The sequence below is a fragment of the Robertmurraya korlensis NBRC 107688 genome (genome assembly GCF_001591645.1).
In the GTDB taxonomy this organism is placed as follows: domain Bacteria; phylum Bacillota; class Bacilli; order Bacillales; family Cytobacillaceae; genus Robertmurraya_A.
Map to the genome: position 1 here is coordinate 54313 of NZ_BCVH01000015.1, position 26289 is coordinate 80601.

Sequence of the window (26289 nt, forward strand, 5' to 3'; positions counted from 1 at the left end):
ATTAGGATGGACCCCCTAAATTGTGCGCTCTGCCAGGTCATTTACCACTCGACCAAAAGAGGTGTATGTAATGGCCATTTTCCCTCTTAAATAACCAACTACTTCAATTTGAAGATACTTAGCGAGTTGAATCGCTTGTTTGGTTGCCGCTGTTCTTGAACCAATCACTCCAAAACCAAATTTGGCCGCCTTTGAAAGCATTTCATACGAGACTCTACCGGTTGTTAAAAGTAGTAGTTTGCTAGGATCAAGGCCGTTTCTTACCGCATGACCAATAATCTTATCTACCGCATTATGTCTGCCGATATCTTCTCTTACAGTAATGAAGCCATTCTCATCTACAATGCAGGCTCCATGCATTCCTCCCGTTTCAAGGTAAAGTGGTGATTCCTTTGCAAATTCACTTCTCTTTTTTAAAAGATAGCTTAGTACATATTGATTTTTTCCCTCAACCTTTTGAAACGTCTTCACATCCGTCATGGAGAAAAAAGTGACTCCTCGCCCACAACCTGCTGTATAGTGTTTCTTCTTTGAATACAAAGCCTCCGCTTCAAATGGTGAGGATAAGTTCACATGAATCATTCCCGTCTCCTCATTAATGGTAACGTTTTCAACGTCGCACAGCTTTTGAATAATTCCTTCAGAAAATAGATAACCGTATACCCAATCCTCTAAATCCTGCTTTGTCAGTTGAAACACAGCAACCTCAAATCCATCGAGAACTAATGTAATAGGGAATTCTTCAGGACAGCCTTTTTGATTCAATGTCCTCACTCCTGGTTCGCTTAAGGTCCTTCATTAATATTGTAAAAAATGAAACTCAACCTTTCTGCGACAATTATCACTTTAAATGTCTTAATAGCAATAACCTGTTCAAAATTAGTGGTTTTTTTAATTACTAAAATCTTTTAATAATATTGCTATAGTGGGAAAACATCTTTATCCTTTATGCTATGCTTCCTTGCTTCTCCTAACAGTGACTTTTCTCACGCCTGTACAGTTCATAAATTAGTGGTAAAATAATTGTCATAGAATGTTAATAATTTAGGAGATTGGAAGAGTACTCCTAATTAGAAAAAGAGATACTCAGGAGGGATTGATAACGATGAAAAAGGTAATGACGATAGCGGGTTCGGATACGAGCGGAGGTGCTGGTATCCAAGCAGATTTAAAAACATTCCAGGAGCTCGGCGTATATGGAATGACTGCTTTAACAACAATCGTGACGATGGATCCTAAAAACCATTGGCACCACAATGTATTCCCTATTGCGATTGAAACGCTAGAAGCACAGCTGGAAACGATTCTTTCTGTCGGAATCGATGCGATGAAGACAGGTATGCTGGGCACAGTGGAAATTATTGAACTTGCGGCAAAGGTAATTGATGAAAACAAACTGAATGCAGTTGTAATTGATCCCGTTATGGTGTGTAAGGGGGAAGACGAAGTGTTGCACCCAGAAACAACTGATGCCCTTCGTGACATCCTCGTACCACGCGCAACAGTCGTCACTCCAAATCTCTTTGAAGCAAGTCAGCTTGCACAAACCGCTCCTCTTCGTACGATTGAAGACATGAAACAAGCAGCAACAAAAATTCATGCACTTGGTGCTAAGTATGTATTAATTAAAGGTGGAAGTAAGCTGAATCACGAAAAGGCAGTGGATCTTCTGTTTGATGGTGAGGAATTCACTTTACTAGAAAGTGAAAAAATTGATACTACTTACATTCATGGTGCAGGCTGCACCTACTCTTCAGCTATTACGGCAGAGCTTGCAAAAGGAAAATCAGTGAAGGAAGCTGTTGCTACGGCGAAGGAATTCATTACAGCTGCGATCACGCATGGCTTTAAATTAAATGAGTACGTTGGACCAACCATGCACGGTGCGTACCGTACATTTGGTGTAAAAGTGAATGCATAAATAGAGAAAACCGCTGGAATAAAATCCAGCGGTCTCTTAATTTAGAAATGTAATTTTTTCTTTTATTCAAACATACGAGATAGGTTTGCCATTTCAATTGCTGAAACCGCTGATTCCCATCCTTTGTTTCCAGCCTTTGTCCCAGCTCTTTCGATTGCTTGTTCAATCGTGTTTGTTGTAAGTACACCAAAAATGACAGGAACTCCTGTGTTTAATGTTGTTGCCTGTACACCCTTGGCTGCTTCATTACACACGAAGTCAAAGTGCGGAGTAGCCCCACGAATAACCGTTCCTAATGTGATTACTGCATCATACTTTTTACTTTGTGCCATCTTTTGTGCGATTAACGGAATTTCAAATGCACCCGGTACCCATGCCACATCCACATCTTCTTCCGCTACGCCATGTCTTTTTAACGCATCCTCTGCTCCACTTAGAAGCTTACTTGTAATAAATTCATTGAAACGCCCTACCACAATACCAACCTTTAACCCACTGCCAACTAAATTACCTTCAAAGCTTTTACCCATTATCTGTTCCTCCTAAAAGTGTAGTAAATGTCCTAACTTACTTTGTTTTGTTTTTAAATATTTTTCGTTTTCTTCACGCGATTGCATTTGGATAGGCACACGGTCGACAATCTCTAATCCATAGCCCTTTAAGCCTTTAATTTTTCGAGGATTGTTGGTTAATAATCGGATTTGATGAATCCCTAAATCCTTTAAAATTTGAGCACCAATGCCATACTCTCGTAAATCGGCACCAAAGCCTAGCTTTTCGTTTGCTTCAACCGTATCGTACCCTTCCTCTTGAAGCTTGTACGCTCTTAGCTTGTTCAACAGTCCAAGTCCGCGGCCTTCTTGACGCAAATACAGTAACACTCCTGCGCCCTCTTGCTCGATTTGACTTAATGCGGAATGTAGTTGTGGACCACAGTCACAGCGATACGAGCCAAACACATCACCTGTTAAGCATTCTGAGTGAACACGAACAAGAACTGGTTTGCTAGAATCTATTGTTCCCTTCACTAATGCCACATGCTCCTTGCCATCAATCACATTGGAATAACCAACTGCTCGGAATTGGCCAAACTCGGTAGGTAACTCAATCTCAACCTCACGCTGAATTAAGCGATCCTCACGATTTCGGTACTCAATCAAATCTTTAATCGTGATCATTTTAACATTTAGCTTTACGGCAATTTCTTTTAGCTGTGGCACACGTGCCATGCTTCCATCCTCATTCATAATCTCACAGATGACTCCAGCAGGTTTGGCACCTGATAACATCGCTAGGTCAACAGCCGCCTCCGTATGACCAGCACGTTTAAGTACGCCACCTTTTTTCGAAATTAACGGAAAAATATGACCTGGTCTTTTAAAATCGGCTGCCTTAGAATCTGGATGTAGCATTTGTAAGATGGTATCGGAACGCTCGAAGGCTGAAATACCAGTCGTTGAATTTTTATGATCAATACTCACGGTAAAGGCTGTCCCATGCGGATCTGTATTTCTTGTAACCATCGGTAGGAGCTCGAGCTTCTGAGCTAGCTCCTCCTCGATTGGGACACAAATAAGCCCTCTCCCATGAGTAGCCATTAAATTGATTACCTCAGGAGTTGTTTTTTCCGCTAAAGAAATGAAATCCCCTTCGTTCTCACGATCTTCATCGTCACATACGATGATAACTTTTCCATTCTTTAAGTCTTCCAGTGCTTCTTCAATTGTATTAAACATCTCTCTTACCTCCTTATTTAAACCCATTTTCCTCTAGAAATTGAGCGCTAAGTGAAGAGCTCTTTTGATTGTTCTGAGTTGATTGCTTGGACAAAAAGTGTGAAATGTATTTGCCAATCATATCGCACTCAATATTCACTATATCCCCAGCCCCTTTTCGCCCAATAATTGTTTCCGATAGCGTGTGTGGGATAAGGGACAGAAGGAAGCTCGTTTCAGAAACACCAAAAACGGTTAAGCTTGTTCCATCCACCGTAACGGAACCTTTCTCGATGATGTAGTGCAGCAGGTCACTCTCTACCTCGACCTCGTAGTACACCGCATTGGCAACCTCTCTTTTTTCTTTAATCACCCCGAGACCATCCACATGCCCCGATACGAAATGACCACCAAATCGTCCGCCAGCTGCCATCGCCCGTTCCAGGTTTACCTGCGACCCTGGTTCAATATCTCGTAAACTCGTTGCCTTGATGGTCTCCGGCATTACATCTACTGTAAACGCGTTCGAGGTAAATGAAGTGACGGTTAAACAAACTCCATTCACAGCGATACTATCACCGAGCTTTACATCGGCAAGAATATGATTGGCCTCTATCGTTAATACCGAGGATTGCCCTGTATTCTTTGTATTCGTTACAAGTCCTATTTCTTCAATAATCCCAGTAAACATTTTCTCTCCTCCTTTCATGGGTTACCTATAGTACGATTTATCCGAGGTATGTATCTTAATCTCTAATTTTCCTACCTCTAGCATTTCCGAGAATCTTGATTTTCCTTCAAGGTAAAGATCATATACAAAAACAAAACCCCGCACCAAGAAAGGAACGGGGTCAGAAAGATGGCATTGTCAAATAAAGGTCTATAAATGGATAGACTACACCCATAAACAGAAACCAGAATTTTTTTCCTTCTCCCATCCAGACTTTACTGTCGGCTCTGGAGTTTCACCAGATCCACCGTTTGAATGAACATTCAAAACGGGTCACGGACTAAGAAGCTCTTGCTTCATCACCGCCGGTTGGGAATTTCACCCGACCCCGAAGGAATACTTATTAAATTGTCCTCATTATACATAATCATTCCACAAAAGGAAACCTAAAACTCTTACAGACATAAATTTGTTGGAAAATCACTCAATCCTACTTTTCGCTTTTCTATTTTCTTTTTAGTAAAATAAAGATTATTAATTTCGTTAAAGAAGTGAAGGAGGAAATGACATGGAGCTCGTCATAGTGGAAGAAGTTCAAAAAGAGCTAAACCGTCTTGCGAACCAAGATGTGTATATACATTTAGAAACAACAAATGGAGCGTATGCGACTCATAACGATGAATCCTTTTTTTCCTCAGGAGCATTTATTCGCAATGCGCTAGTGAATTATGAGATTGGTCAGATCAAAGGAAGTGGACCTTACCGCATCGGCTTAAAGCTAAACATTGGCTGGGTGTATGCGGAAGGAATTACACATTTTGAAATTGATGATCAAAATAGATTACTAATGGCTGGACATGATTATCAAGGAAAACTAGCAGTTGCCTTCCAGATCAGTCCAACACCATTTGAGTAGAAAGGAGCGCATCATGGAAAAAGAACGACAAATATTAGTCATTTTCCCCCATCCCGATGACGAGGCATTCGGTGTTTCAGGCACGCTTGCACTACACATCCAAAATGGAACACCTGTCACCTATGCTTGCTTAACACTTGGGGAAATGGGACGTAATCTTGGGAATCCACCGTTTGCAACAAGAGAGTCGCTCCCTAACATTCGAAAAGTGGAGCTGCAAAACGCCGCAAAAACGATTGGTATTCAAGATTTACGTATGCTCGGGTATCGTGATAAAACAGTAGAGTTTGAGGATCCCGAAAAGCTTGCTGATCATATGGGGGAAATCATTGCTGATGTGAACCCCTCATTAGTCATCACCTTTTATCCAGGATATTCTGTGCACCCAGACCACGACGCTACAGGTGCCGCTGTTGTAAAAGCAGTTGGTCGCTTAGCTCCAGAACAAAGACCGAAGCTCCACTGTGTGGCTTTTTCAAAAAATACGTTGGATGAGCTCGGCGCACCAGACATCGTTAATGATGTAAGTGCCATCTCTGATCAAAAAATTGCAACAATCCAGGCCCATGCATCACAAACGCAGCTAATGATTCAAAACATGGCCGAAAAGCTTAAAGTAAAGGATCCCGACATGATTGCTTGGGTAAATAACGAACGTTTTTGGACGTATAAATTTTAACAACAATGCCCACAGGAGGTTATAGCCTGTGGGCATTCCCTTTTAAATATGAACTTCCTCGGCTTCAAGAACCTGTTTTAACTTCTTTAGCTGTCCGCCATCCTCATTTTTAATAATTTTGACAAGCTGTTTTTTTGTTAAAAAGCTAAGAAAACCTCCTGTTTTGACTTCGGCTTCCATCTCGACTTGGGTTCCTTCCTCAATGGCAGAAAAGGTATAGTGATATAGAATTTCCACCCCATTTGATATGCTTTTTGAGGTAAAGGCGGTTGGTCGATTGAACTCTGTAATGTGAATTTCAGATTGAATAGACCGTCTCCTCACTAATCTTGTTTCCAAGAAGCGGCTGCCATGTCCAACTGGACCATTAGACAACTTTTCCATATCAGTAACAAACGGCAATAGGTTTGTAACGTTTTCTAGATTGGATAAATAACTAAATACTTCTTCGATCGGGCAATGAATTATCTCACTTACTCGAAAATCAGCCATTTATTATGCACCTCTGGGACGATTGTTTGTCTTTATTATACTAGAATTCCCTACCTCATCCGTCCGAAAATATTCACAAAATTTCCCTTTTCATTTACAGAATATTGCCTTATGATATATGTGAGTGATTACTCACTTCTCTATCTAAAAGGAGGGATTCACATGAATCCAATTGTCCAAATTGAACAGGTCAAAAAGCACTTTGGAAAGCAAGAGGTATTAAAAGGAATTGATCTAGATATTAACGAAGGAGAAATCTTTGGGTTACTTGGTCCATCCGGTGCAGGAAAAACCACACTCGTGAAGCAGCTCGTTGGTCTTGAGCTTCCTTCATCTGGTCAAAATAAAGTGTTTAACATTCCGATGCCTTCACTTGATGTCATTGCAAAAATTGGTTATATGGCTCAGTCAGATGCCTTATACGGGGAGCTAACAGCAAGAGAAAACCTCCAATTCTTTGCGTCTTTATACGGATTAAACAGAGGCCGTCAGAAGGATAGAATTCAGACTTGTATGGAGATTGTACAGTTAAGCGAACATACCGATAAACAGGTATCCAACTACTCAGGGGGAATGAAGCGACGCCTTTCACTCGCAATCGCACTCCTCCATGAACCGAAGCTATTAGTTTTAGATGAACCAACTGTGGGGATTGACCCCGTGCTTCGAAAAAGCATATGGAATTCCTTTTATGAACTAAAAAAGCGCGGAGTGACGATTATTGTCACCACCCATGTCATGGATGAAGCGGATAAATGTGACCGACTAGGGATGATAAGAGACGGACACTTGATTGCTGTTGGTACTCCTCAATCCTTAAAAGAAAATATGAACAGTACGAGTCTTGAGGATGCCTTTTTAAGCTATGGAGGTGTGAACTAATGCGCGTCATGGCACTTGTAAGAAGAATTTTAAAACAAATTGTTCGTGATAAACGCACGATGGCCTTACTAATTATGGCTCCTATCCTCGTTCTAACAATGCTTCATCTGGTTTTTAATGGAGATAGTTATACGCCAAAAATTGGTTTTGTCGATCTACCCGCACCTCTCACAGAACAACTCAATGAAGATGAAGCGACCATAGTGGAATACAATTCAACCAACAAGGCAGAGATTGCCTTAACGGAACGAGACATTGATGGATATATCGTTATGTCTAGCAATTCCCTTCACCTCACGTTAGAGGGTAGTGACCCTACCATTAATGGAGCGACAATGAAGTGGTTACAAGAGTCCCTAACGTCTATGCAGCCTGACTCTTCGGCTATTAAACTTAAAGTTGATTATCTTCATGGTTCTAGCGATATGAGCCAGTTTGACTCATTTGGGCCTGTGCTGCTAGGATTTTTCATCTTCTTTTTCGTGTTCCTCATTGCTGGAGTCTCGTTTTTACGTGAAAGAACGACAGGAACACTTGAAAGACTGCTTTGTAGTCCCCTTCGTAAATGGGAAATCGTAGTTGGCTATGTGATTGGTTTTGGAATTTTTACGATGATACAAGCAACCATCATTGCCTCGTATGCGATCTATGTTCTTGGCATGATGATGGAAGGTGCATTCATTTATGTTCTTGTTATCACATTATTATTATCGCTGACTGCTTTAACACTTGGGGTACTGCTATCTGCATTCGCTAACAATGAATTGCAAATGATTCAGTTTATTCCGCTCGTGATCGTTCCACAAATCTTTTTCTCTGGATTATTTAATCTTGAAACGATATCGGATTATTTAAGCTGGATTGGACCGTTTACTCCCCTGTATTATGGAGCAGATGCGTTAAGAAATGTTATGATAAGAGGGTACGGGTGGGGTGACATCTCAATTGATTTGCTTATGCTAACAGGATTCTCCATACTGTTCATGATCCTAAATATCCTTGCCCTAAAAAAATATCGTTCCATTTAACAAGGAGTATATATGTCAGATAACAATATAATTGATGAGATTATTGATAAAAATGAAAATCTTACAGAAAAACAAAAGCTCATTCTAGAAGCTGCTGTTGAATCCTTTGCTGAAAAAGGCTATGCTGCTACCTCCACCAGTGAAATTGCTAAGAAAGCAGGTGTAGCGGAAGGAACCATTTTTCGCCATTATAAAACCAAAAAGGATCTGCTTTTATCCATTGTCGCTCCCATGATGGCAAAGCTGATTGCTCCGTTTGTAATCAAAGATCTAAATAAGGTTTTGAACCAGGATTTCGAGAGCCTAGAGGATTTTTTACGTGCCATGATCCATAATCGTGCGGAGTTTTTAAAGGCAAACATTCCCTTATTTAAAATTGTTCTTCAGGAACTCCCTTTTCAACCGGAGCTTCAAAAGCAATTCAAGGAGCATATTGCCATCAAGGTATACGAAAGAATGTCAGCGATTATCAAGCATTATCAAGAAGTAGGGCAATTGATTGACCTCCCTCCTTACCAGGTGGTTCGGATGACAGCGTCAAGTATCTTCGGCTTCCTTATCGGTCGTTATCTCCTATTTCCGGAGTTGGATTGGGACGATGAACAAGAAATTGAAGCCACGATTCAATTTATTTTGCATGGATTATCACCAAAAGAAAAGGCCTGAGGATCTCATTCCTCAAGCCTATTTACTTACTCAGCTAATGCTTGTAGGATGGCTTCTCCTACACCGCTTTCGTCATTTCTCAATGTCACATGCGTGCATCGTTCTTTAATATCTTCATTTGCATTTCCCATTGCCACTGAGCGACCAACCACTTGGAACATAGATAGGTCATTATAGTTATCACCAACCGCCATCGTATCCTGTAAGGAAATTCCCCTTTCTTCTACGAACTCAGCTAATGCGATTCCTTTTTGTGATAGTGTATTCATAAGCTCTAGGTTTCCAAATGCAGAGGATGTGACTTCTAAATTTCCAATTTGCTTTAGCTTTTCCTCAACTTGATCCAAAAGGCTATGGTCCATATCAAATACTAGTAGCTTATAAATCGTTTTTTCTCCATTTAAAATCGGCTCATAGCTATCAACCTTATGAATTAATCCTTTTTCATATCTGTGATGAGCTTCTTCTTGTACAAGCTCTCTAGAGAGTTCAGGATTAGCGGTTGTAAAGATGTCGATAATGATTTCAACTCCCTTATCATAATCGACTGTATACGTACCTTCACTTGTATAAATTTCGTAGTAAATACCTACTTGATCTAACACCTCAGCAGCTTGTTTCGCAATTTTATGATTAAGCGGGTGCGCCTTAATTACTTCACCCTCTTTTGTTCGAATCTCTGCCCCATTGGCACAAATGATTGGTAGCTGTAATCCAGAATCACGTAAGACTGACATCGCCTCTTCATAGGAACGACCCGTTGCGATAACGACTTCTACTCCTAAATCTAAGGCCTTTTGGATCGCCTTGAGGTTCTTTTCAGATACCTCTTGCTTTGAGTTTAATAATGTTCCATCCATATCACTAGCGATACATTTGATCATATTCAGTTCCACCTCTATATGTATTTGCTGCCTTCACGAATACTGAGCTTAGACAAGGAAGTGCGCTCAATAAAATTCTTTACACTGCTTGGATTCGTTTTAGAGTATTCCCGCAATGCCCAGCCAATCCCTTTTTGTATAAAAAACTCCTTGCTGTCGGCATTTTCTCTACAATATCGATACAAAAGCTCTTCATTCGTATTCTTTTTATATTTTAACTGAAAAAGAATAGCTGCGCGCCTTAACCATAAATCATCACCATAAGCCCAATTATCAATCGTTTCCTTAATCACTTCTGGATGGTCAGCAGCAATTTTCCCAACTGCCATTGGCCCAAGTACATCAACCGTATCCCACCACGACTTGGTTGTGATAAGCTTTTCTATCCCAGGTAGATGCTTTTTCTCCAGCTTCTTCAACGATTTCTCGATATAATCTAGGGCAGCTGCTTGAAATTCCCTTTCTGGAAGGGCCCATATCTCTTCGACAAACTTTTCATTATATGGTTGTTTCACTATACCCGTCTCCTCAAAAAACTGCTTCAATAGTTCACGTCGTAACGGGGTTTTGATTCCTAGAAAAGGAAACTGGTTTCGCATATATTTTTCCATATAATAAGCATTCTCGCGATTCTCATTCGCTCGAAATAATTTCGTTAGGATGTCGATCTCTTTCATACAGTGCTCCTTTATAGTGACATAGCTTTATTGTAAAGATTTTTTTGTAAATTTACCAATAATGCAACTGTAAAAATTTATTAAAGGCTCATTCCATGATAGGAAAGAGCCTTCTTCTTATGACTCTACTATATGACCACCATTCACATGTAACACCTGGCCCGATACATATCTAGAATCATCTGAAGCTAAATACACATAGGTAGGTGCAAGTTCAAATGGCTGTCCTGCACGTTTCATTGGCGTATCTGTTCCAAACCTCATCACATCTTTGGCTGGAAAACTAGCCGGGATGAGCGGGGTCCAAATCGGTCCAGGTGCTACTGCATTTACTCGTATCCCCTTTTTTACTAAAGAGAGCGATAAGGATCGTGTAAAAGTAACGATGGCCCCTTTAGTGGAGGAATAATCAATCAGTTTCTTATGTCCGTCGTAGGCTGTGATTGAGGTGGTGTTAATAATGGAGCTACCTGACTGTAGATGAGGTAAAACTGCCTTTACTAGATAGAAAAAGGAAAAGATATTCGTTTGAAATGTGTTTAACAGCTGCTCTGCCGTAATATCAAGAATACTTTTTTGAACAAATTGTACCGCATGATTGTTTACTAAAACATCTATTTTTCCAAACGCCTCAAGCGTTTTTTCTACGACCTCTTGAGCACTTCTTTCCTCTCGTAAATCAATCGGAATCAAAAGACTTTCCCCACCAAGCTCTCGAATTCTTTGCGCTGTCGCTTGCGCATCCCGGTGCTCATCTAAGTAGACGATGACTACCTTTGCTCCCTCTTTTACATAGGAATAGGCGATCGCTCGACCAATCCCACTATCTCCGCCCGTGATAATTGCTACTTTTCCACGCAGTTTTCCGGACCCTTGGTAGGCTGGATTTTCGGCAATAGGGAGTGGGGTCATTTCATATTCGAAACCAGGCTGACGCGGTTGCTCCTGGGGTGGGAAGGCAATTGGAACATTCTCTGTTTCCTTCATCATTCCGTAATATGGGTATACAGGGTACATGGTTCTCCTCCTCAAAGGGTATGACACCTATACGATATTCTTATAAGGGCTTTTCTGTTCATATAAAAAGGCATGAACCGGATGAGTTCATGCCTTTCTTTGGAGTTAATATCCTCCATATCCTCCATATCCTCCATATCCTCCGCCACATTGGAAGCTGCTAATTCTTCTTAAATCCGTTCCATAATAAACCCAACGTCTATTTCTCCAGCGATACCCTGCAATGGAATCTCTTCCAACGTACGTTGGATAGAACCAGAAGCTTCGACCATTGTTTAACCAAATATACGTGAAGCGGAAACGGCATCTTCTAATAGCACCAGGATCTACAGCATAAGCGGAAAAACCTTGTTGTTGCGGTGTATACGAAGGTGGTGGGCCTGATGGTGGGCCGTATTGGTCACCTCCACCTCCTCCAAATGGTGGTGGGAACCCGCCACCCGGAAAGTCGTCATCTCCACCTGGGAATCCTGGAAACCCTCCTCCTGGAAAACCACCTGGGAATCCGCCACCCGGGAACCCTCCTCCTGGAAAGCCACCTGGGAATCCTCCTCCCGGAAAGCCGCCTGGGAATCCTCCAATTGTTGGCTGTTGTCGGTCATCATTCGAATAATCAGGATGATAATAGTTCACATACATACCCCTCTCTACTTACATCTCGTTGTAATGTATGCAAAATGCCTACGAGGGGTGAGTTGTCATCTAATTTTCTTCGAACTGATGAATCATATCCTGAATTCGCTCTGTTTGTTCATTTACCTTTTCGAAGTCCATAGCACCTGTATAAATTTCCTCAAGCTCACGATTGTACCCATTTGATTCCTTTAAAAATCCCATCGCTGAATCCATCATATTTTTATAGGCAGTTTTATGATTGTTAATTTCCTCTTCAAAAATTTCATCTGTTCCACTAGCGATAACAGTGCCGTACATATCAACAATCTCGTCTCCATCTCTACTTGGAAAATATTCATGAGGTGCCGTACTGTCGAAGATGGCAATTCCTAACTCTCTCACAATAACCATATCAAGACTATTTGGATCAAACCCACAGTGGTAAACTTCCACGTCTAATCCACGTATTTGTGCTTCTTCAGCTATTTTTTTAAGCATCGTTGATTTACCGGATCCAGGTCTTCCTTTGATAAAATACCTTTTAGCAACATCCTCAGTTAAATTAGGAACATAGTCTACGGCTCCATCCGGAGTAGCTGCCCCTAAAAATCGATGCTTTACCGTTGATTCTTTATTTAAGGTCATGTTTCCAAAAAATTGAAAGATTAATTTTCTTGTTAAATCATCTGCTTTTTGAAAATCCATTGCTTCGATATAGATTTTTTCCCAATTGTCATGAATACTTAGAGCTTCGGCAAAGTGCTCATACGCTTTTTGTGTTGCATTTCCTGCCAGCATGGATAATCTCACAATCTGATCCTTTTGATCCGCCAGCTTGGCTGAGTCCCAGGCTTCTCCTAGGTTTATATACTCTTCAATGGCGCCAAGTGCCCTTGGAGTTATTTCATAGGATCCCGATCCATTCACTATTCCTACCTTAAGCTCTACAATGATTACTCCATCAATGGAGGATGTATCGAGAGGACAATGCAGGTATTCTACTTGATAATTTCTACCTACCCAGTACTCTCCTATTTTCTTCATAAGTGTTGACTTTCCCGTTCCCGGTGCACCTTGCAAAATAAAAACCTTCTGTAAATCCTTTAAACAGTCATCACATAAACTATGAAAGCCTTTAGCTGTATTTCCACCAGCATAATAGTTCCTAACACTCCCAGCCATTCGCACACATCCTTTGCTGAAAATTCATACGTGGAGCATTAGAAATATATGCGTTTCTCCCCTTGTCTTAGCACATGATCTAACAATATAGGACACTATGTTATTTTCATCCGAGGAGGTTCATATACTTATTTGGATAAACTTGTCAGACACAACTTGGTAAGTTAATAAAAATTGTAAAGAAAGGATGTGGAACATGAAGATAAATCGAACAACCATCTTAACGTATTCAGCATTTGGGATTGCCTTGAATGTTGTTCTCGGTACGGCGGTTTCCTTGTTGAATATTCCCCTGCTGTTTCTTGATACTGTAGGAACTGTATTGGTTGCAGCTCTTTTCGGACCATGGTGGGGATCTTTAGCTGGAGTACTAACTAACTTGGTTCTCGGTATAACAATCGGACCAACAGCTGTCTTCTTCGGACTCGTTAATGTCGCAATCGCCATCATTGTTGGAACCATTGCCCGAAGATTTGATTTTACAAAGCTACCAGTCTCACTTGGTGCTGGACTTCTTATTGCCGTGATTGCCCCTTTGATTGGAACTCCGATCGCTGTAGCTCTTTTTGGAGGATTAAACGGCAGTGGGATGGATTGGATTGTCCTGTGGGCGAGAGCTGCAGGAGAGAGTATATATGCATCAACCTTTATTTCTAGAATCACTGGCAATTTAGTAGATAAAGTGATTACCTGTCTACTCGTTACATTTCTCATTCTCCGATTACCAGTGCTCTTAAAGTTATACCGTTCACGAAAGGAGACACCGAAGCATGCAGCGTAGTAAGAGAATTCTCGTTGTTTCTCATTGTATCTTAAATCAAAATACCGTTATCCCCCATGAAGCCCGTGCATTAGGTGCAGTCCCTAGTGTTCTACAATGGGTGGGAAAAGAGGGATTCGGCCTGGTTCAACTTCCTTGTCCTGAATTTACCTTTTTAGGCTTGGACCGACCTCCAATGACGTACGAAGAATATAATACAGAAGAGTATCGTAAGCACTGTCGCTCGATAGTAACTCCGGTTATTGAACAGCTAGTCGCTTATCAAGAAAGTGGATACGAATTATGTGGCCTTGTTGGAATTGGCAGTAGCCCATCCTGTGATCCTTTAAGGGGGATTTTCATGGAAGAATTTCAAGAACTGCAAAGAAAAAATGGAATTATAATAAAAGATACTTGGTTTTTACCAGACGTTTCAGATCCCATTTTTGATTCTAATACTCATCGTATCCAAAACTGATTTTGTCCTCATGTAAACGGGTTCCGTTTAGTCGTCAACGAATAGCAGACTCCTTTTCTTCTATGTGAAACGAGTCTGCTTATCATTATTCACTAGCGATATCAGCTAATTTCCCATCTGTTACAGATAACAAGTCTTGAAGGGTAAGCTCCATTTGCACACCAATTTTTCCTCCGGACACAATAATGGAAGATAACTCCTCCGCACTTTCGTCGATTACCGTTGGATACTGTTTTTTCATCCCTACGGGAGAGCACCCACCACGAATATACCCTGTATACTTTTGTATATCCTTAACAGGGATCATTTCAATTTTCTTTTCAGCGCAACTTTGAGCACCTTTTTTCAGGTTTAACTCCTTCTCAACAGGAACAATCAAAACATATAACTGCTTACTTGTACCTTGAACCACAAGTGTTTTATATACCTGTTTGGCATCTCTTCCTATCTTTTCTGCGACAGAAACACCGTCAATTTTCCCATCATTTGAATCGTACGTGATTAATTCGTAGTCTACTTTTTTACTATCTAGAATTCGCATCGCATTTGTTTTCGCCTGCTTCACCATACGCCCACCCTTTTTATTTTTATAATACGAAAAAAGGCTGGGAGATACAATTCCCTGCCTTTTAAGTCCTATTTAATAACGTAAAATGGGTGTCTTTCTCTCTACTACTCTCCGACCAATAGAGATATACGTCATATCAGAGCGTTCCGCTTCCTCTAACTTGTAGCAATTCCTACCGTCAATAACGAGCGGTTCTCGCATCATTCGATTGTAATTATCTAGGGGAAATTCCTTTATTTCCGCCCATTCCGTCACAATACACACCAAATCAGCTTGCGTAATAGCGTTCTCTATTGTATCCGAAAAGTGGATTAAATCTCGATATCTCTTTTTTACATGTTTAGAAGCAATTGGATCGAACACACGGACATGGGCCCCTGCTCCTACTAACTCATCAATCAGTGGAATAGATGGAGCGTCCCGTATATCATCGGTGTTTGGTTTAAAGGACAGCCCCAAAACAGCAACGTCTTTTCCTTCAACAGTTCCCATACGATTAATCGCCTTTTCAAAAAGAAGTGATTTTTGCTTCTCATTCACCTGTATAACAGAACGGAGAATTTGAAACTCATATCCGTACAGGCTTGCTACATTTTCTAACGCTTTCGTATCCTTCGGGAAACAGGAACCACCAAAACCTATACCAGCCTTTAGAAAAGGCGTTCCAATTCGACTATCCATTCCCATCCCAAGAGCAACATCCTCTACATTTGCCCCCGTATAATCACACAGCCTTGCAATTTCATTAATAAACGAAATCTTTGTGGCTAAAAAGGTATTCGATGCGTACTTAACCATTTCAGCACTACAAATGCTCATATGAACAATAGGAATTTGGAGAGGTTGAAAGATCTTCTCTACTTTTTCCATGGCTGCTTTGTTATTTGAACCAATCACAATTCGATCACCGTGAAACGTATCATAAATCCCAGAGCCTTCTCGAAGGAATTCGGGATTTGAGACTACATCAACAGAAATACCCCTCCTGTCGAACATGGCTTGGAGCTGGTCATTTGTACCAATGGGGACGGTGCTTTTTGTTACGATGATTTTATGTGAAGTGATATGTTGTGCCATGGTTTCTGCAGCCTGCTGGATATAAGTTAAATCTGCCGCTCCATCCTCCTTTTCAGGAGTTCCAACTGCTAGAAAAATCACTTCTGCGTGCTTATAAGCTTGCTTTGCATCTGTTGAAAAGTGGAGCCTTTTTGCTAGGAGCTGCTTTGACAATAACTCTTCTAGGCCTGGTTCATAAATGGGACAAATACCTGATTGCAGCAAATTGATTTTCTGTTCATCTGTATCTAAACAAACCACATCATGCCCAATCTCAGCTAGGCAAACACCTGTTACTAACCCGACATACCCGGTCCCACAGACTGTTATTTTCATAAGACCCCCCCATTAATCGTATCATTATCTTACTATCAGTATAGTTTGTATGTATAGGAAGAATTGCTAAAATCGTGTTAAGAAATTGAAAAGACCATATCAAGAGGATATGGTCTTTTCGGGTAAAATTATGTTAAACGATACACTCTTGTCTCAAACGGTTTTAATGTAAACCCGTTCATGCTCTCATGCGGATCAACTTCGTAATTTGCCAATAATACCTGATTGTGCTTTAGCTCTAACTCCTCTATAGCAAAGGTTGCATCCTCTGCTGTTAGATTCGACAGAACCACAACTTTATCGTTGTCACTTTGACGTGTGTACGCATAGATTTTCGGATCTTCCTCTAAAAGAAGCTCATATATACCGTATGTGAACACTTCATTGTTCTTCTTCAGCTGAATCATCTTTTTATAAAAGGAGAGAATCGACCCTTCCTCCTCCAGCTGCTTTTTCACATTAATCTCTTTATAGTTCGGATTCACATTCATCCACGGTGTTCCTGTTGTAAACCCTGCTTGATCGTCATCAGACCATTGCATTGGAGTACGGCTATTATCTCTTGAAGTAGCCCAAATGATTTCCATAATGTCCTCGTGCGAAACCCCTTCTTCACGCTTCAATCGATACATATTCTTTGCAGCTACATCATCATAATCATCAATACTTGGGAAGTGGACATTTGTCATTCCAATTTCCTGACCCTGATAAATAAATGGTGTCCCCTGCATTAGGAAATACATGGCGGCCATGCTTGTTGCACTTTCATACCAGTACTCTTTGTCGTTCCCCCAGGTGGAGACAATTCTTGGCTTATCGTGATTTTCGATAAACAACGCATTCCAGCCATCCTTTTCTAATCCCTTTTGCCAGCGAGTAAGTACCTTTTTCAAACCTAAAATATCAAGACCCTTCGCAGGATCGGTATCCCAAAGATCTAGATGTTCAAACTGGAATACCATGTTCATTTTACCTTCTTCTTCTCCTACCCAAAGATGTGCTTCGTCTACTGACACCCCGTTCGCTTCTCCTACTGTCATAACATCGTAATTTCCGTAGGTCTTATCTTGCATCTCAGAAAGGAATTCATGTATTCCCTCCTGATTCATATGCATGTCAAAAGAAGAAACATATTTCTTCTGCACCGGGTTTGGCATATCTGGGAATCCCGGACGCTTTTTAATATGGCTTATTGCATCGATTCGGAACCCATCGATCCCCTTATCCAGCCAGTAGTTCATCATACCGTAGACAGCCTCACGAACCTCAGGGTTTTCCCAGTTCAAATCAGGCTGCTTTGTTGAAAACACATGCAAATAGTACTGGTTCGTTTGTTCATCGTACTCCCAAGCAGATCCTCCGAAAATACTTTCCCAGTTATTCGGTTCTGCTCCCTCTTTCCCATCACGCCAAATATACCAATCGCGCTTTGGATTGTCCTTTGATTGACGTGATTCGATAAACCATTGATGCTCATCACTAGTGTGATTAGGAACTAGATCAATTATCAGCTTCATTCCTCTTTCATGGACCCCCACTAAAAGAGCATCAAAATCTTCCATCGTCCCGAAGTCTTCCATAATATCTTCATAATCTGATATATCATATCCATTGTCATCATTCGGTGATTTGTACATAGGACAAATCCAAATTACATCAATCCCTAGATCTTTTATATAATCAAGTCGCTGAATCATACCCTGTAAATCACCAATTCCATCTCCATTTGAATCCTGGAAGCTTCTTGGATAAATCTGATATGCCACAGCTTCCTTCCACCATATCTTCTTCATAAATTACCCCTCTGACATTCTATTTTTTTGATCACTTATACATCTTGTTAGTTAGCGCAACCGTTTGCATAAATGGTGATAAAAAATAACCTTCTAAAGGTTGCACTGTTGTTTATAGTTTAACGCTTACATTCATTTTACGCAATACTGATTTCCCTTCTGGTCTGCAGTGTCCTCCATCCCTTAAGCACCATACGATATGTTATGCATAGATGAGGGAGGAATATGTAGTGAAAAAAACCTATCAACAAGCTCTAGCGTATTACGGTATTGCTGGAGCCCACCCTGGTGGACATTCATTAACAAAAAAGATGGTAAAACGGGAACATATTACAAAGGATACAACCATCCTAGATGCAGGCTGCGGGGTAGGATTAACGTCTGCCTATATTGCTAAAAGGTTTGGAGCGCACGTCACAGCTATCGATCTCCTTCCTGAGATGGTGGAAAAAGCCCGCGAGCGTGTTACCTCTCAAGGTTTGCCTGTTACTATTAAACAAGCTAGTCTGGAAAACCTCCCTTTTGAAGATGAGAGTTTTGACCTTATTTTAGCTGAATCGGTTCTGACGTTTACGAATGTAGAAAAGTCACTCAGTGAGCTTCATCGAGTGTTAAAAAAAGATGGTGTACTCTTAGCTATTGAAATGAGCGGTGACGATTCCCTTGCTCCGAGTGATCGCCAAAGAATTCAATCCGTGTATGGAATCTCGAGTATATTTTCAGAACAACAATGGGTTCAGTTATTTGAAAAGACAGGTTTTCATTCTCTCCAAGTTCTTCTCCGACGTACCGCTTGGGAGGAAATGCTAAGCGGCGAAGGGGGAACATCAGATGCTTCGCCTTCGATGCCGGTAAGCAACCATCCAGTATATGATCAAGTAATGGTAGCCCATCAGCAACTGCTCGGGTTTTACGGAGACCGGCTAGGGTACCGGGTATTACGATGTAGGAAGTGAGTGAGTAACGGGGACAGGTTTGCTGTTGGAGCTAGTAGGTCGGTTCGGGAGAGTTGGATATAGATTTCGGAATCGCAAATAACTACACAACCTAACCCGACAATATACTAAAAATCAGTTGAAATTGCTTAAAATCCAACAATAAGAACCAAAAACATTCTTCTGGCCGTCCAAACGACGGCCAGTTTTCAATTTAAGATTCATTCATCAACGATTTATGAATAAAAATAGCCGCTTGGAGGCCATCTCCCATCGCAACTGTTACTTGTTCGGAGTGAGCAACCACATCACCTGCTGCCCATACATGTTTAATATTCGTCATTTTTGAACGAGGATCCACTAGAATATGTTTATTTTCCATGCGTTCAACTCCGAGCTGAGCTGCAAGCTCCGAACGAACCTCATTGTTCCCAAAGGCGACAAATCCATGGTTCGAAACTAATTGAGTTCCATCTGCCAATTGTACCCCTTGAAACTGCCCGTCCTTCGCCTGCACCTGTTCAATAGATTCCTCATAGTATTCAATGTTCTCCTTTTTTAATCTCTTAAGGAGGGTTTCATCCACTTCTTTTCGTTCGTGATTCACATACACAAGTTTTTTTGACCAAAACAATAAAGTCAAGGCAGCATTTGCTCCAACATTTCCTGAGCCAATTACGATACATTCCTGATCTTTGATTTCATATCCATCACAATCCGGGCAAATATAGACACTTTGCCCTAGGCATGGGTACAGCTCAGGAATGGGTGGGATTCGGTCCATTACCCCGGTTGCAAGTAGCAATCTCTTCGCCCTTTTCTCATCTCCATGATGAGTCGTTACATGAAAAACCTCGTTTTTCTTCTCGACCTTTTCGACTTTTTCTAGTAAAAATTCCACTCCATATTGTTTCGCCTGTTCCTCACCAATTGAACGTAAATATTCACCGCTTACTCCGGATGGATACCCAAGAACATTGTGATAGCTCCGACAGAGGGTAGATCTGCCGTCGCCTGAATCAATTACGAGTACCTTGTACATATATCTTCCTAGCTGAATCGCACATTGTAATCCAGCTATTCCTCCACCAATAATGACACAATCATAGACCACTGTTTTTCCGCTCCTTCCTACCTCCTTACCTTGCCCAACTATCGGATGTTTTTTTCTAAAAAGAAGAAAAAGCTGACCCTTAAAGGACCAACTTTCACATAATTGCCTTTTGTTGTTGCGTACGAACTAAGTCTGCATAAAATCCATCTTTTTTCAATAATTCTTTGTTTGAACCCTTTTCAATGACCTGACCGTCCTTTAGCACAACAATTAGGTCAGCGTTTTGAATGGTGTTCAATCGGTGGGCGATCACAAATGTTGTACGCCCCTTCATCAGCCTTTCTAACGCCTCGATAATTTTCATTTCCGTAATGGTATCGATACTGCTCGTAGCCTCATCTAAAATCAATAAAGCTGGATCTGCAAGTAATGCCCGGGCAATGGATAACAGCTGTCTTTGCCCATGACTAATTCCTGATCCTTCCCCATTCAAAGTTGTATCGTACCCGTTGGGAAGTTTCATGATAAAATCATGTGCATTCGCTTCCTTTGCTGCCTGAAGAACCTCTTCATCAGTAGCATCTAAGCGCCCAAATCGAATATTCTCTCGAACGGTTGACTCAAATAATATGGAATCCTGTAACACAAACCCGATTTGCTTTCTAAGACTGGTTCGGGTGATTTCTTTGCTATCTATTCCATCAATCCAAATCGTCCCTTCATCACTATCGTAAAAACGAGCGAGCAAGGAAATAACCGTCGTTTTTCCTGCTCCCGTTGGTCCAACTAACGCAACCGTTTCACCCATTCTTGCTTGAAAGCTTACATCCCTTAAAGTTGAAAGACCCTTGTCATAGGAGAATCCCACCTGATCAAACACAATGTCCCCTCGTAAATGATCGATGGACCTTGCTTTGCCTTCATCGTCCTGTTCCTCTTTTTCATCCATGATTTGAAACACACGCTCCGCACCTGCTACAGCCGATAAAATCATGTTGAACTGGTTTGCGAGATCATTTAATGGTCTCGTGAACTGCCTAGAGTATGTAGTAAAAGTAACAATGACACCGATTGATACAGACCCCTTAATCGCAAGAATTCCGCCAATCCCAACAATGATTGCAAAGCTTACATTGTTTAGCATGTTCATTAGTTTTGGAATAAAGCCTGAGTAGGTTTGAGCCCAATAGTTGGATTCCTTTAACGAATCGTTTTTCTCTGCAAACAGCTCAATGACTCTACGCTCCTGTGAGTACATTTTCACAATTTTTTGACCACCCAGTGTTTCCTCAATGAAACCATTCATTTCACCGAGCGTTTTTTGCTGCTCCTTAAAGAACTTCCCTGTTCGGTTTGTGATCCACTTTAGTCCGGCAAACATAACAGGAACAATCGTTAATGTTAGTACGGTTAATAACGGACTAAGCCACAACATCATAGCAATCGTTCCTATAATCGTTAATGTACTTGTAACGACCTGAATAATGGCTGAGTTTAATGTTCGGCTGACATTTTCCATATCGTTCGTTAAACGACTCATAAGTTCGCCATGCTGACGCTTCTGAAAGAAGGAAATTGATAGCAAATGCAGCTTTTTAAAAAGCTGATTTCTCATGCGAAAAACGATTTCTTGTGCGATCCCAATCATCCAATAGTTTTGAAAAAATAAGGCACCTGACTGCAGAAGAAAGACGATGATTACCCCAAATAACAAGAATAAAAATCTCTCCTTATTGGTCCCTGCAATGACATCATCGACCGCCACTCCTAATAAATAAGGTCCCACTAAGGAAAAAACCGAGCTTGCTATCACCATAAAAAGCACCCAAGTAAGCAGTGTCTTTTCTTTGTTTGCATACCCGAGAACCCTAAGCAGTGTTCCCTTCATATTCTTTGCCTTTGGTGTAGTTTGAGGTTTATGCAAGCTGTTCCATCTCCTTTTGCATCTGAGACCTGTATATTCTACGGTAACTGTCGCTTTCTTTTAGTAATTGTTCATGTGCCCCACTTGCTACTAAGCGGCCTTCCTCTAAAAGAAGGATCTGATCGGCCTTTATAACCGTGCTAATTTTTTGAGCAATAATAAACGTCGTACAGGCTTGTTCTTTAATTGATGATAGGATCTTTGCTTCTGTTTTTGCATCAAGTGCACTCGTACTATCATCCAATAACAAGATGCTTGGCTGCCTGACAATCGCCCTTGCTATGGAGAGTCGTTGCTTTTGACCACCAGATAAATTTACTCCACGTTGTCCCACCATGGTTTCGTATTGGTTCGGGAGAGTCATGATGAACTCATGAATTTCTGCCTTTTTCGCAGCTTCTATAATCTCATCAAGGGTCGCATTCTCCTTTCCCCATCCGATATTCTCTTTTACTGTCCCCGTAAATAAATGAGCTTCTTGAGGGACCATTCCAATTTGCTTTCGAAGTTCTTCCTTCTCATAATTCGTGATATCCTCATCGTCAATCGTAATTTCTCCCCCAGTTGCCTCAAATAAACGAGGGATCAACTGAAATAATGACGTTTTCCCTGACCCCGTTTCCCCTAAGATACCAATCCTTTCTCCAGCCTTTACCGTAAAGCTAATATCTTCAAGTGTTGGATTAACTGATTGTGGGTATTGAAAATGAACGTGATGAAATTGTACCCGTCCGTCAATTGGTTTTCCTGTTGAAGATGTCTTAAGTTGTTCAGCACCTGTGTCCTGCTCAAGAATTTCAACAAGCCTTCCAGACGAGGCCTGTGCCCTAGAATAATTCATCATGACAAAGGAAAACACGGTAAAAGCAAACATAATTTTTGTTCCATAATTAAGCACCGCTACTATTTCTCCCGCTCGTGCTCCTCCAGTACCAAACTGAAGAGAACCGAACCATAGGATAACGACCATTGCAACATTCATTCCGAACATGAGAATAGGCATCGTCATCTCCATAATTTGGAGGGCTTTCTTATTGTCTTCTCTGAGCAACTTGTTTATTTTTTCAAAGCGCCCCTGCTCATGATCACCTCTTGTAAAGGCTTTGATTATCCGAATACCTATTAAGTTTTCTTGAATGATACTATTCACTTCATCAAGCTTTTTTTGAACAAATTGAAAAAGAGTGACTCCTTTTCGAATAAGCATTAATACAATCACCATCAATAGCGGGACTGAAACAAGCAGAATGGTAGCCAGCTTCACGTTTACCGTGAATGCCATAATCATTCCACCTAAAATAAATAAAGGCGCCCGGAGTGCAATACGCAGGCTCATAAATAAGAAGTTCTGGATTTGAGTCACATCATTTGTGAGTCTAGTAATTAAGGAAGAGGTGGGTATTTCCTGAAAATCCTTAAAGGCAAACTGTTGTATTTTTCCAAAAAGGTCTCTCCGAAGATCGTAACCGACCCCTTGACCTACCTGGGAAGAGTAAAAGGAGTTTACAATTCCTGCAACAAAGGCGATAAAAGAAAGGAGTAAGAGAATGCCTCCCCATAGATAAACGGGATTCATGTCTCCGTTTGCGATGCCTTCATCTATAATTCTTGCCATGAGTACTGGCTGGATAAGCTCCACCACTAGCTCAAAGCCGGTAAGTGCTAACGCAATCATTGTGGCGTATTTATAGGGAAATATGTATCGAAAAAGCTTCTTCATGGTGGGGTCCCTCCATCTCCATTTCCGAAAATATACAAATTATTTAGTATCCCTTACTATTTTTATTGTACCATATTAATAAAGTGTACAAAATATTCAATCTTCTTTTAGAGCAAACAAAAAAGCCTTTTGCAGGCTCTTCATAAGGGCTATTGGTTTTTCTGAATTCCAAACCTTGCGTTAATTTGTCCACGAAGCATTTTGTTACGGAGTTTTTCATCCTTGGCTAAGTTATTTTTCTTAATCATATCTTGCCTAATTTCGTACGTACGAACTCCCTCTTCTCGCTTGTTGGCTATTTCTATTAGTGTCTCCACATCTGAGAATGAGTATTTTCGGTTCCCTCGTTCAGAGCGCTCAGGGAAAATGAGCTTTCGTTCTTCGTAATAACGGATTTGCCTCTCGGAAAGGCCTGTTAATTCACTAACTACACCTATCGTTATGACTTTTCGGCTTTTATATGAAGTATCTTCCCCCATGGTTTATTCCTCCGTTTCCCACACCGTTTGCTTCTAGATTATACCATTACCTCACACAATAGACGTCTAACTTGTAAGGAAATCTAACAAGATTTAGAAATGCTGTTAGTTAAACTAACACTTAAGGTGATATTAATTTCCACCTCGCTTACAATTACGATAATACCAACAGAAAGGATGAACTCCCCATGGCGCTTCTAAGAGAAATGGTTGAGAAAAGGCGAAAAGAGTATGAGAGTCTCCTAACAAAAGCCGGTGCACTCACTGTTCGTAAGGACTCAGCTGATTTCACTCTTACCGAGATGGAAGAGGTATATAGAAAATGGGTAGCATCAAGGAAAGGAAAGGGAAAGGGAAAGGACGAATGATGATGAGAAATGAAGATGCTATTACATTAGCCAAGATGATTATTGAACTAGACCTACTTCGAGACGAAATCTGGGAGAGCCTAACAAGTGAAGCCGGTGATAAAGCATATGAAATTCTTCGTAACGTTCAAAATAGTTAACCCAAAAAGCCTGCTGTCATGAAACAGCAGGCTTACCTTTTTTATGTCTATCGCAAAGCTTCTGGTACATATAAGCAAAACGGTTCACTTGCTAGGTAATCTCCAGTCATCGCATAGGCTCTAGAACGCGAACCTCCACATACTTGGCGGTACTCACACATCCCGCATTTTCCTTTGTAGAGGTCTGGATTTCGAAGTTCCTGTAAAACAGGAGAGGTTCGATAAATATGATCTAAACGATTCTCACGAATATTTCCGACCTTTATTGGGAGCAAGCCACTTGGATACACATCTCCAGTATGCGATACAAAAATAAACCCATTTCCATCATTTACGCCCTTTGGCGCACGCTTTAGGCCGTCTCGGATTTTATCCTGATCCATCGTCATTGTGTCTTCATAGCGGATATGGCCTTTTTCTACTTTATGCTCCATCATTTTTTGCTGGAGGACGACACGTCTATAATGTTGTGCAGCCGTTGTTTTGATATCATAAGGAACTCTTTTACTTAAATCGTATAACCACTTAAACACCCTTTCATGCTCAAGGGGGGTTAAACAATCATCCACCTGGCCTCTTCCAGTTGGCACTAGTAAAAAGATATACCACATAACCACATCAAGCTCTTCCATTAATTTTGCCATCTGCTCTAGATGGTCGTAATTGTAACGTGAAATAACCGTATTGATTTGAAGCGGCATTTTCAGCTCACGAAGGTAGGCTACCTTTTCTAATGTTAAGTCAAAAGAACCAGGAATTCCCCGGAATTGGTCATGAATGTCAGCAGTGGGTCCATCTAAGCTAAATCCCCATCTTGATAACCCCACCTCCTTCGCCTGTCTCATCTTCTCCTTTGTGACATTAGCTGTTGCACTTGGAGTCATCGAAACACGCATTCCTTTTTTAACCGCATAATCTGCTAGCTCAAGTAGATCGTCACGCATCATACAGTCACCACCACTAAAAACAAGCATCGGGTTATTCATTTCATAAATTTCATCGATTAGAGCCATTCCTTCTTCATGTGTTAATTCATTTGGATCTGGTGTCAACTGCGCGTCCGCTCGACAGTGTACACATTTCAGCTGACAGGCTCTCGTTACCTCCCATATGACAATAAACGGATTTTGGCTGTAATCAACATGAACATGTTTCCCATGCATGGTATCACCTAACAATCTTTTAATTTTCCAATGTTCTCATTATAGGAGGTAACCAACTCGTTGAATCATCCATTTTGTTACAATCCTCTTACACTTGCCACTTTCTAATAAAGATTCTTTATCGTATAGTGAAAATAAACAGATGATTATTTCATGTAAAAAGGAGAAAAC

The 26289-nt window shown here is 40.9% G+C and carries 29 protein-coding genes and 1 riboswitch; of the genes, 11 read left to right on the plus strand and 18 right to left on the minus strand.

Translation table 11 applies throughout. The features are described from left to right. Positions 1-15 precede the first annotated feature (15 nt). Positions 16-765: a formate dehydrogenase accessory sulfurtransferase FdhD gene (gene fdhD / locus BKO01S_RS17340; RefSeq protein WP_066057002.1), complete on the minus strand. Its 750-nt coding sequence runs from the start codon at positions 763-765 to the stop codon at positions 16-18. Between the two features lie 340 nt (positions 766-1105). Here fdhD and pdxK point away from each other — a divergent pair, with 340 nt between their 5' ends. After that, the gene (pdxK, locus tag BKO01S_RS17345; protein WP_066057005.1) at positions 1106-1921 is read left to right on the plus strand and encodes a pyridoxine/pyridoxal/pyridoxamine kinase; all 816 of its coding nucleotides are present in this window, start codon (positions 1106-1108) and stop codon (positions 1919-1921) included. Positions 1922-1983: 62 nt separating this feature from the next. On the opposite strand, the gene ribH is transcribed toward pdxK, so the two are convergent. Genes ribH through ribE form a run of 3 tightly spaced genes read right to left on the minus strand, consistent with a single transcriptional unit; the run spans position 1984 to position 4327 of the window. Next, a complete protein-coding gene (gene ribH, locus BKO01S_RS17350; RefSeq protein WP_066057008.1) occupies positions 1984-2451 on the minus strand; it encodes a 6,7-dimethyl-8-ribityllumazine synthase in 468 nt (155 codons plus the stop codon). Positions 2452-2463: 12 nt separating this feature from the next. Beyond that, positions 2464-3657, minus strand: coding sequence for a bifunctional 3,4-dihydroxy-2-butanone-4-phosphate synthase/GTP cyclohydrolase II (locus tag BKO01S_RS17355; RefSeq protein WP_066057011.1), 1194 nt, complete (start codon positions 3655-3657; stop codon positions 2464-2466). Positions 3658-3670: 13 nt separating this feature from the next. Next, the gene (gene ribE, locus BKO01S_RS17360) at positions 3671-4327 is read right to left on the minus strand and encodes a riboflavin synthase (protein ID WP_066057014.1); all 657 of its coding nucleotides are present in this window, start codon (positions 4325-4327) and stop codon (positions 3671-3673) included. Between the two features lie 231 nt (positions 4328-4558). Then, a riboswitch (FMN riboswitch) is annotated at positions 4559-4706 on the minus strand. A 168-nt stretch (positions 4707-4874) separates the two neighbouring features. Between ribE and BKO01S_RS17365 the strand changes: the two genes are divergently transcribed. Both BKO01S_RS17365 and bshB2 read left to right on the plus strand, forming a co-directional pair. Next, on the plus strand, positions 4875-5222 hold the full coding sequence (locus BKO01S_RS17365; protein ID WP_066057017.1) for a YojF family protein: 348 nt from the start codon (positions 4875-4877) through the stop codon (positions 5220-5222). Between the two features lie 13 nt (positions 5223-5235). Then, entirely contained in the window at positions 5236-5901 is a 666-nt protein-coding gene (gene bshB2 / locus BKO01S_RS17370) for a bacillithiol biosynthesis deacetylase BshB2 (protein WP_066057020.1), read from the plus strand. Positions 5902-5943: 42 nt separating this feature from the next. Here bshB2 and BKO01S_RS17375 read toward each other — a convergent pair whose 3' ends face one another. Beyond that, positions 5944-6393, minus strand: coding sequence for an SRPBCC family protein (locus tag BKO01S_RS17375; protein ID WP_066057023.1), 450 nt, complete (start codon positions 6391-6393; stop codon positions 5944-5946). A gap of 162 nt (positions 6394-6555) precedes the next feature. Between BKO01S_RS17375 and BKO01S_RS17380 the strand changes: the two genes are divergently transcribed. The 3 genes from BKO01S_RS17380 to BKO01S_RS17390 are packed head-to-tail and all read left to right on the plus strand — an operon-like array spanning position 6556 to position 8969. Next, complete coding sequence (locus BKO01S_RS17380) at positions 6556-7275, plus strand: ABC transporter ATP-binding protein (RefSeq protein WP_066057026.1); 720 nt, start codon at positions 6556-6558, stop codon at positions 7273-7275. After that, positions 7275-8303, plus strand: a complete 1029-nt coding sequence (locus BKO01S_RS17385) for an ABC transporter permease (RefSeq protein WP_066057028.1) — start codon at positions 7275-7277, stop codon at positions 8301-8303. Before BKO01S_RS17380 ends, BKO01S_RS17385 begins: the two co-directional genes overlap by 1 nt. A gap of 12 nt (positions 8304-8315) precedes the next feature. Then, complete coding sequence (locus BKO01S_RS17390) at positions 8316-8969, plus strand: TetR/AcrR family transcriptional regulator (RefSeq protein WP_066057031.1); 654 nt, start codon at positions 8316-8318, stop codon at positions 8967-8969. A gap of 26 nt (positions 8970-8995) precedes the next feature. Here the strand turns inward: BKO01S_RS17390 and BKO01S_RS17395 are convergent, their stop codons facing one another. The 5 genes from BKO01S_RS17395 to BKO01S_RS17415 all read right to left on the minus strand — a co-directional run bounded on the left by BKO01S_RS17395 (position 8996) and on the right by BKO01S_RS17415 (position 13344). After that, the gene (locus BKO01S_RS17395; protein ID WP_066057034.1) at positions 8996-9853 is read right to left on the minus strand and encodes a Cof-type HAD-IIB family hydrolase; all 858 of its coding nucleotides are present in this window, start codon (positions 9851-9853) and stop codon (positions 8996-8998) included. Between the two features lie 14 nt (positions 9854-9867). After that, positions 9868-10530 (minus strand): DNA alkylation repair protein, encoded by a 663-nt coding sequence (locus BKO01S_RS17400; protein WP_066057037.1) that lies wholly within the window; start codon positions 10528-10530, stop codon positions 9868-9870. Positions 10531-10647: 117 nt separating this feature from the next. Further along, complete coding sequence (locus BKO01S_RS17405; RefSeq protein WP_066057040.1) at positions 10648-11547, minus strand: SDR family oxidoreductase; 900 nt, start codon at positions 11545-11547, stop codon at positions 10648-10650. 105 nt (positions 11548-11652) lie between these two features. Next, positions 11653-12186, minus strand: coding sequence for a hypothetical protein (locus BKO01S_RS17410; RefSeq protein ID WP_439951053.1), 534 nt, complete (start codon positions 12184-12186; stop codon positions 11653-11655). Positions 12187-12249: 63 nt separating this feature from the next. Further along, on the minus strand, positions 12250-13344 hold the full coding sequence (locus BKO01S_RS17415) for a PRK06851 family protein (RefSeq protein ID WP_066057046.1): 1095 nt from the start codon (positions 13342-13344) through the stop codon (positions 12250-12252). A 196-nt stretch (positions 13345-13540) separates the two neighbouring features. Here BKO01S_RS17415 and BKO01S_RS17420 point away from each other — a divergent pair, with 196 nt between their 5' ends. After that, positions 13541-14125, plus strand: coding sequence for a CD3073 family putative ECF transporter S component (locus BKO01S_RS17420; protein ID WP_066057048.1), 585 nt, complete (start codon positions 13541-13543; stop codon positions 14123-14125). Further along, positions 14115-14582, plus strand: a complete 468-nt coding sequence (locus BKO01S_RS17425; protein WP_066057050.1) for a CD3072 family TudS-related putative desulfidase — start codon at positions 14115-14117, stop codon at positions 14580-14582. Before BKO01S_RS17420 ends, BKO01S_RS17425 begins: the two co-directional genes overlap by 11 nt. A gap of 85 nt (positions 14583-14667) precedes the next feature. Here BKO01S_RS17425 and ybaK read toward each other — a convergent pair whose 3' ends face one another. The 3 genes from ybaK to BKO01S_RS17440 form a co-directional block, all read right to left on the minus strand. After that, positions 14668-15147: a Cys-tRNA(Pro) deacylase gene (gene ybaK / locus BKO01S_RS17430; RefSeq protein ID WP_066057132.1), complete on the minus strand. Its 480-nt coding sequence runs from the start codon at positions 15145-15147 to the stop codon at positions 14668-14670. Positions 15148-15222: 75 nt separating this feature from the next. Next, entirely contained in the window at positions 15223-16542 is a 1320-nt protein-coding gene (locus BKO01S_RS17435) for a UDP-glucose dehydrogenase family protein (protein ID WP_066057052.1), read from the minus strand. A gap of 128 nt (positions 16543-16670) precedes the next feature. Continuing rightward, positions 16671-18335, minus strand: coding sequence for a glycoside hydrolase family 13 protein (locus BKO01S_RS17440; protein ID WP_066057054.1), 1665 nt, complete (start codon positions 18333-18335; stop codon positions 16671-16673). Positions 18336-18565: 230 nt separating this feature from the next. Between BKO01S_RS17440 and BKO01S_RS17445 the strand changes: the two genes are divergently transcribed. Continuing rightward, the gene (locus BKO01S_RS17445) at positions 18566-19291 is read left to right on the plus strand and encodes a class I SAM-dependent methyltransferase (RefSeq protein WP_198158836.1); all 726 of its coding nucleotides are present in this window, start codon (positions 18566-18568) and stop codon (positions 19289-19291) included. Between the two features lie 193 nt (positions 19292-19484). Here the strand turns inward: BKO01S_RS17445 and BKO01S_RS17450 are convergent, their stop codons facing one another. The 4 genes from BKO01S_RS17450 to BKO01S_RS17465 all read right to left on the minus strand — a co-directional run bounded on the left by BKO01S_RS17450 (position 19485) and on the right by BKO01S_RS17465 (position 24447). Further along, entirely contained in the window at positions 19485-20384 is a 900-nt protein-coding gene (locus BKO01S_RS17450; RefSeq protein ID WP_066057058.1) for an NAD(P)/FAD-dependent oxidoreductase, read from the minus strand. 94 nt (positions 20385-20478) lie between these two features. Beyond that, on the minus strand, positions 20479-22212 hold the full coding sequence (locus BKO01S_RS17455) for an ABC transporter ATP-binding protein (RefSeq protein ID WP_084362133.1): 1734 nt from the start codon (positions 22210-22212) through the stop codon (positions 20479-20481). A gap of 28 nt (positions 22213-22240) precedes the next feature. After that, a complete protein-coding gene (locus tag BKO01S_RS17460) occupies positions 22241-23968 on the minus strand; it encodes an ABC transporter ATP-binding protein (RefSeq protein WP_066057064.1) in 1728 nt (575 codons plus the stop codon). Positions 23969-24117: 149 nt separating this feature from the next. Further along, positions 24118-24447, minus strand: a complete 330-nt coding sequence (locus tag BKO01S_RS17465; RefSeq protein WP_066057067.1) for a MerR family transcriptional regulator — start codon at positions 24445-24447, stop codon at positions 24118-24120. Between the two features lie 188 nt (positions 24448-24635). Between BKO01S_RS17465 and BKO01S_RS17470 the strand changes: the two genes are divergently transcribed. After that, positions 24636-24815 carry a hypothetical protein gene (locus BKO01S_RS17470; protein WP_066057071.1) on the plus strand — a complete coding sequence of 60 codons (180 nt, stop codon included), beginning with the start codon at positions 24636-24638 and terminating at the stop codon, positions 24813-24815. Continuing rightward, positions 24815-24955 (plus strand): protein YkzB, encoded by a 141-nt coding sequence (gene ykzB / locus BKO01S_RS24680; protein WP_501193740.1) that lies wholly within the window; start codon positions 24815-24817, stop codon positions 24953-24955. The genes BKO01S_RS17470 and ykzB overlap by 1 nt, the downstream gene beginning before the upstream one ends. Positions 24956-25002: 47 nt before the next feature. Here the strand turns inward: ykzB and BKO01S_RS17475 are convergent, their stop codons facing one another. Continuing rightward, positions 25003-26118: a TIGR04053 family radical SAM/SPASM domain-containing protein gene (locus tag BKO01S_RS17475; RefSeq protein WP_066057074.1), complete on the minus strand. Its 1116-nt coding sequence runs from the start codon at positions 26116-26118 to the stop codon at positions 25003-25005. Positions 26119-26289: the final 171 nt, after the last annotated feature.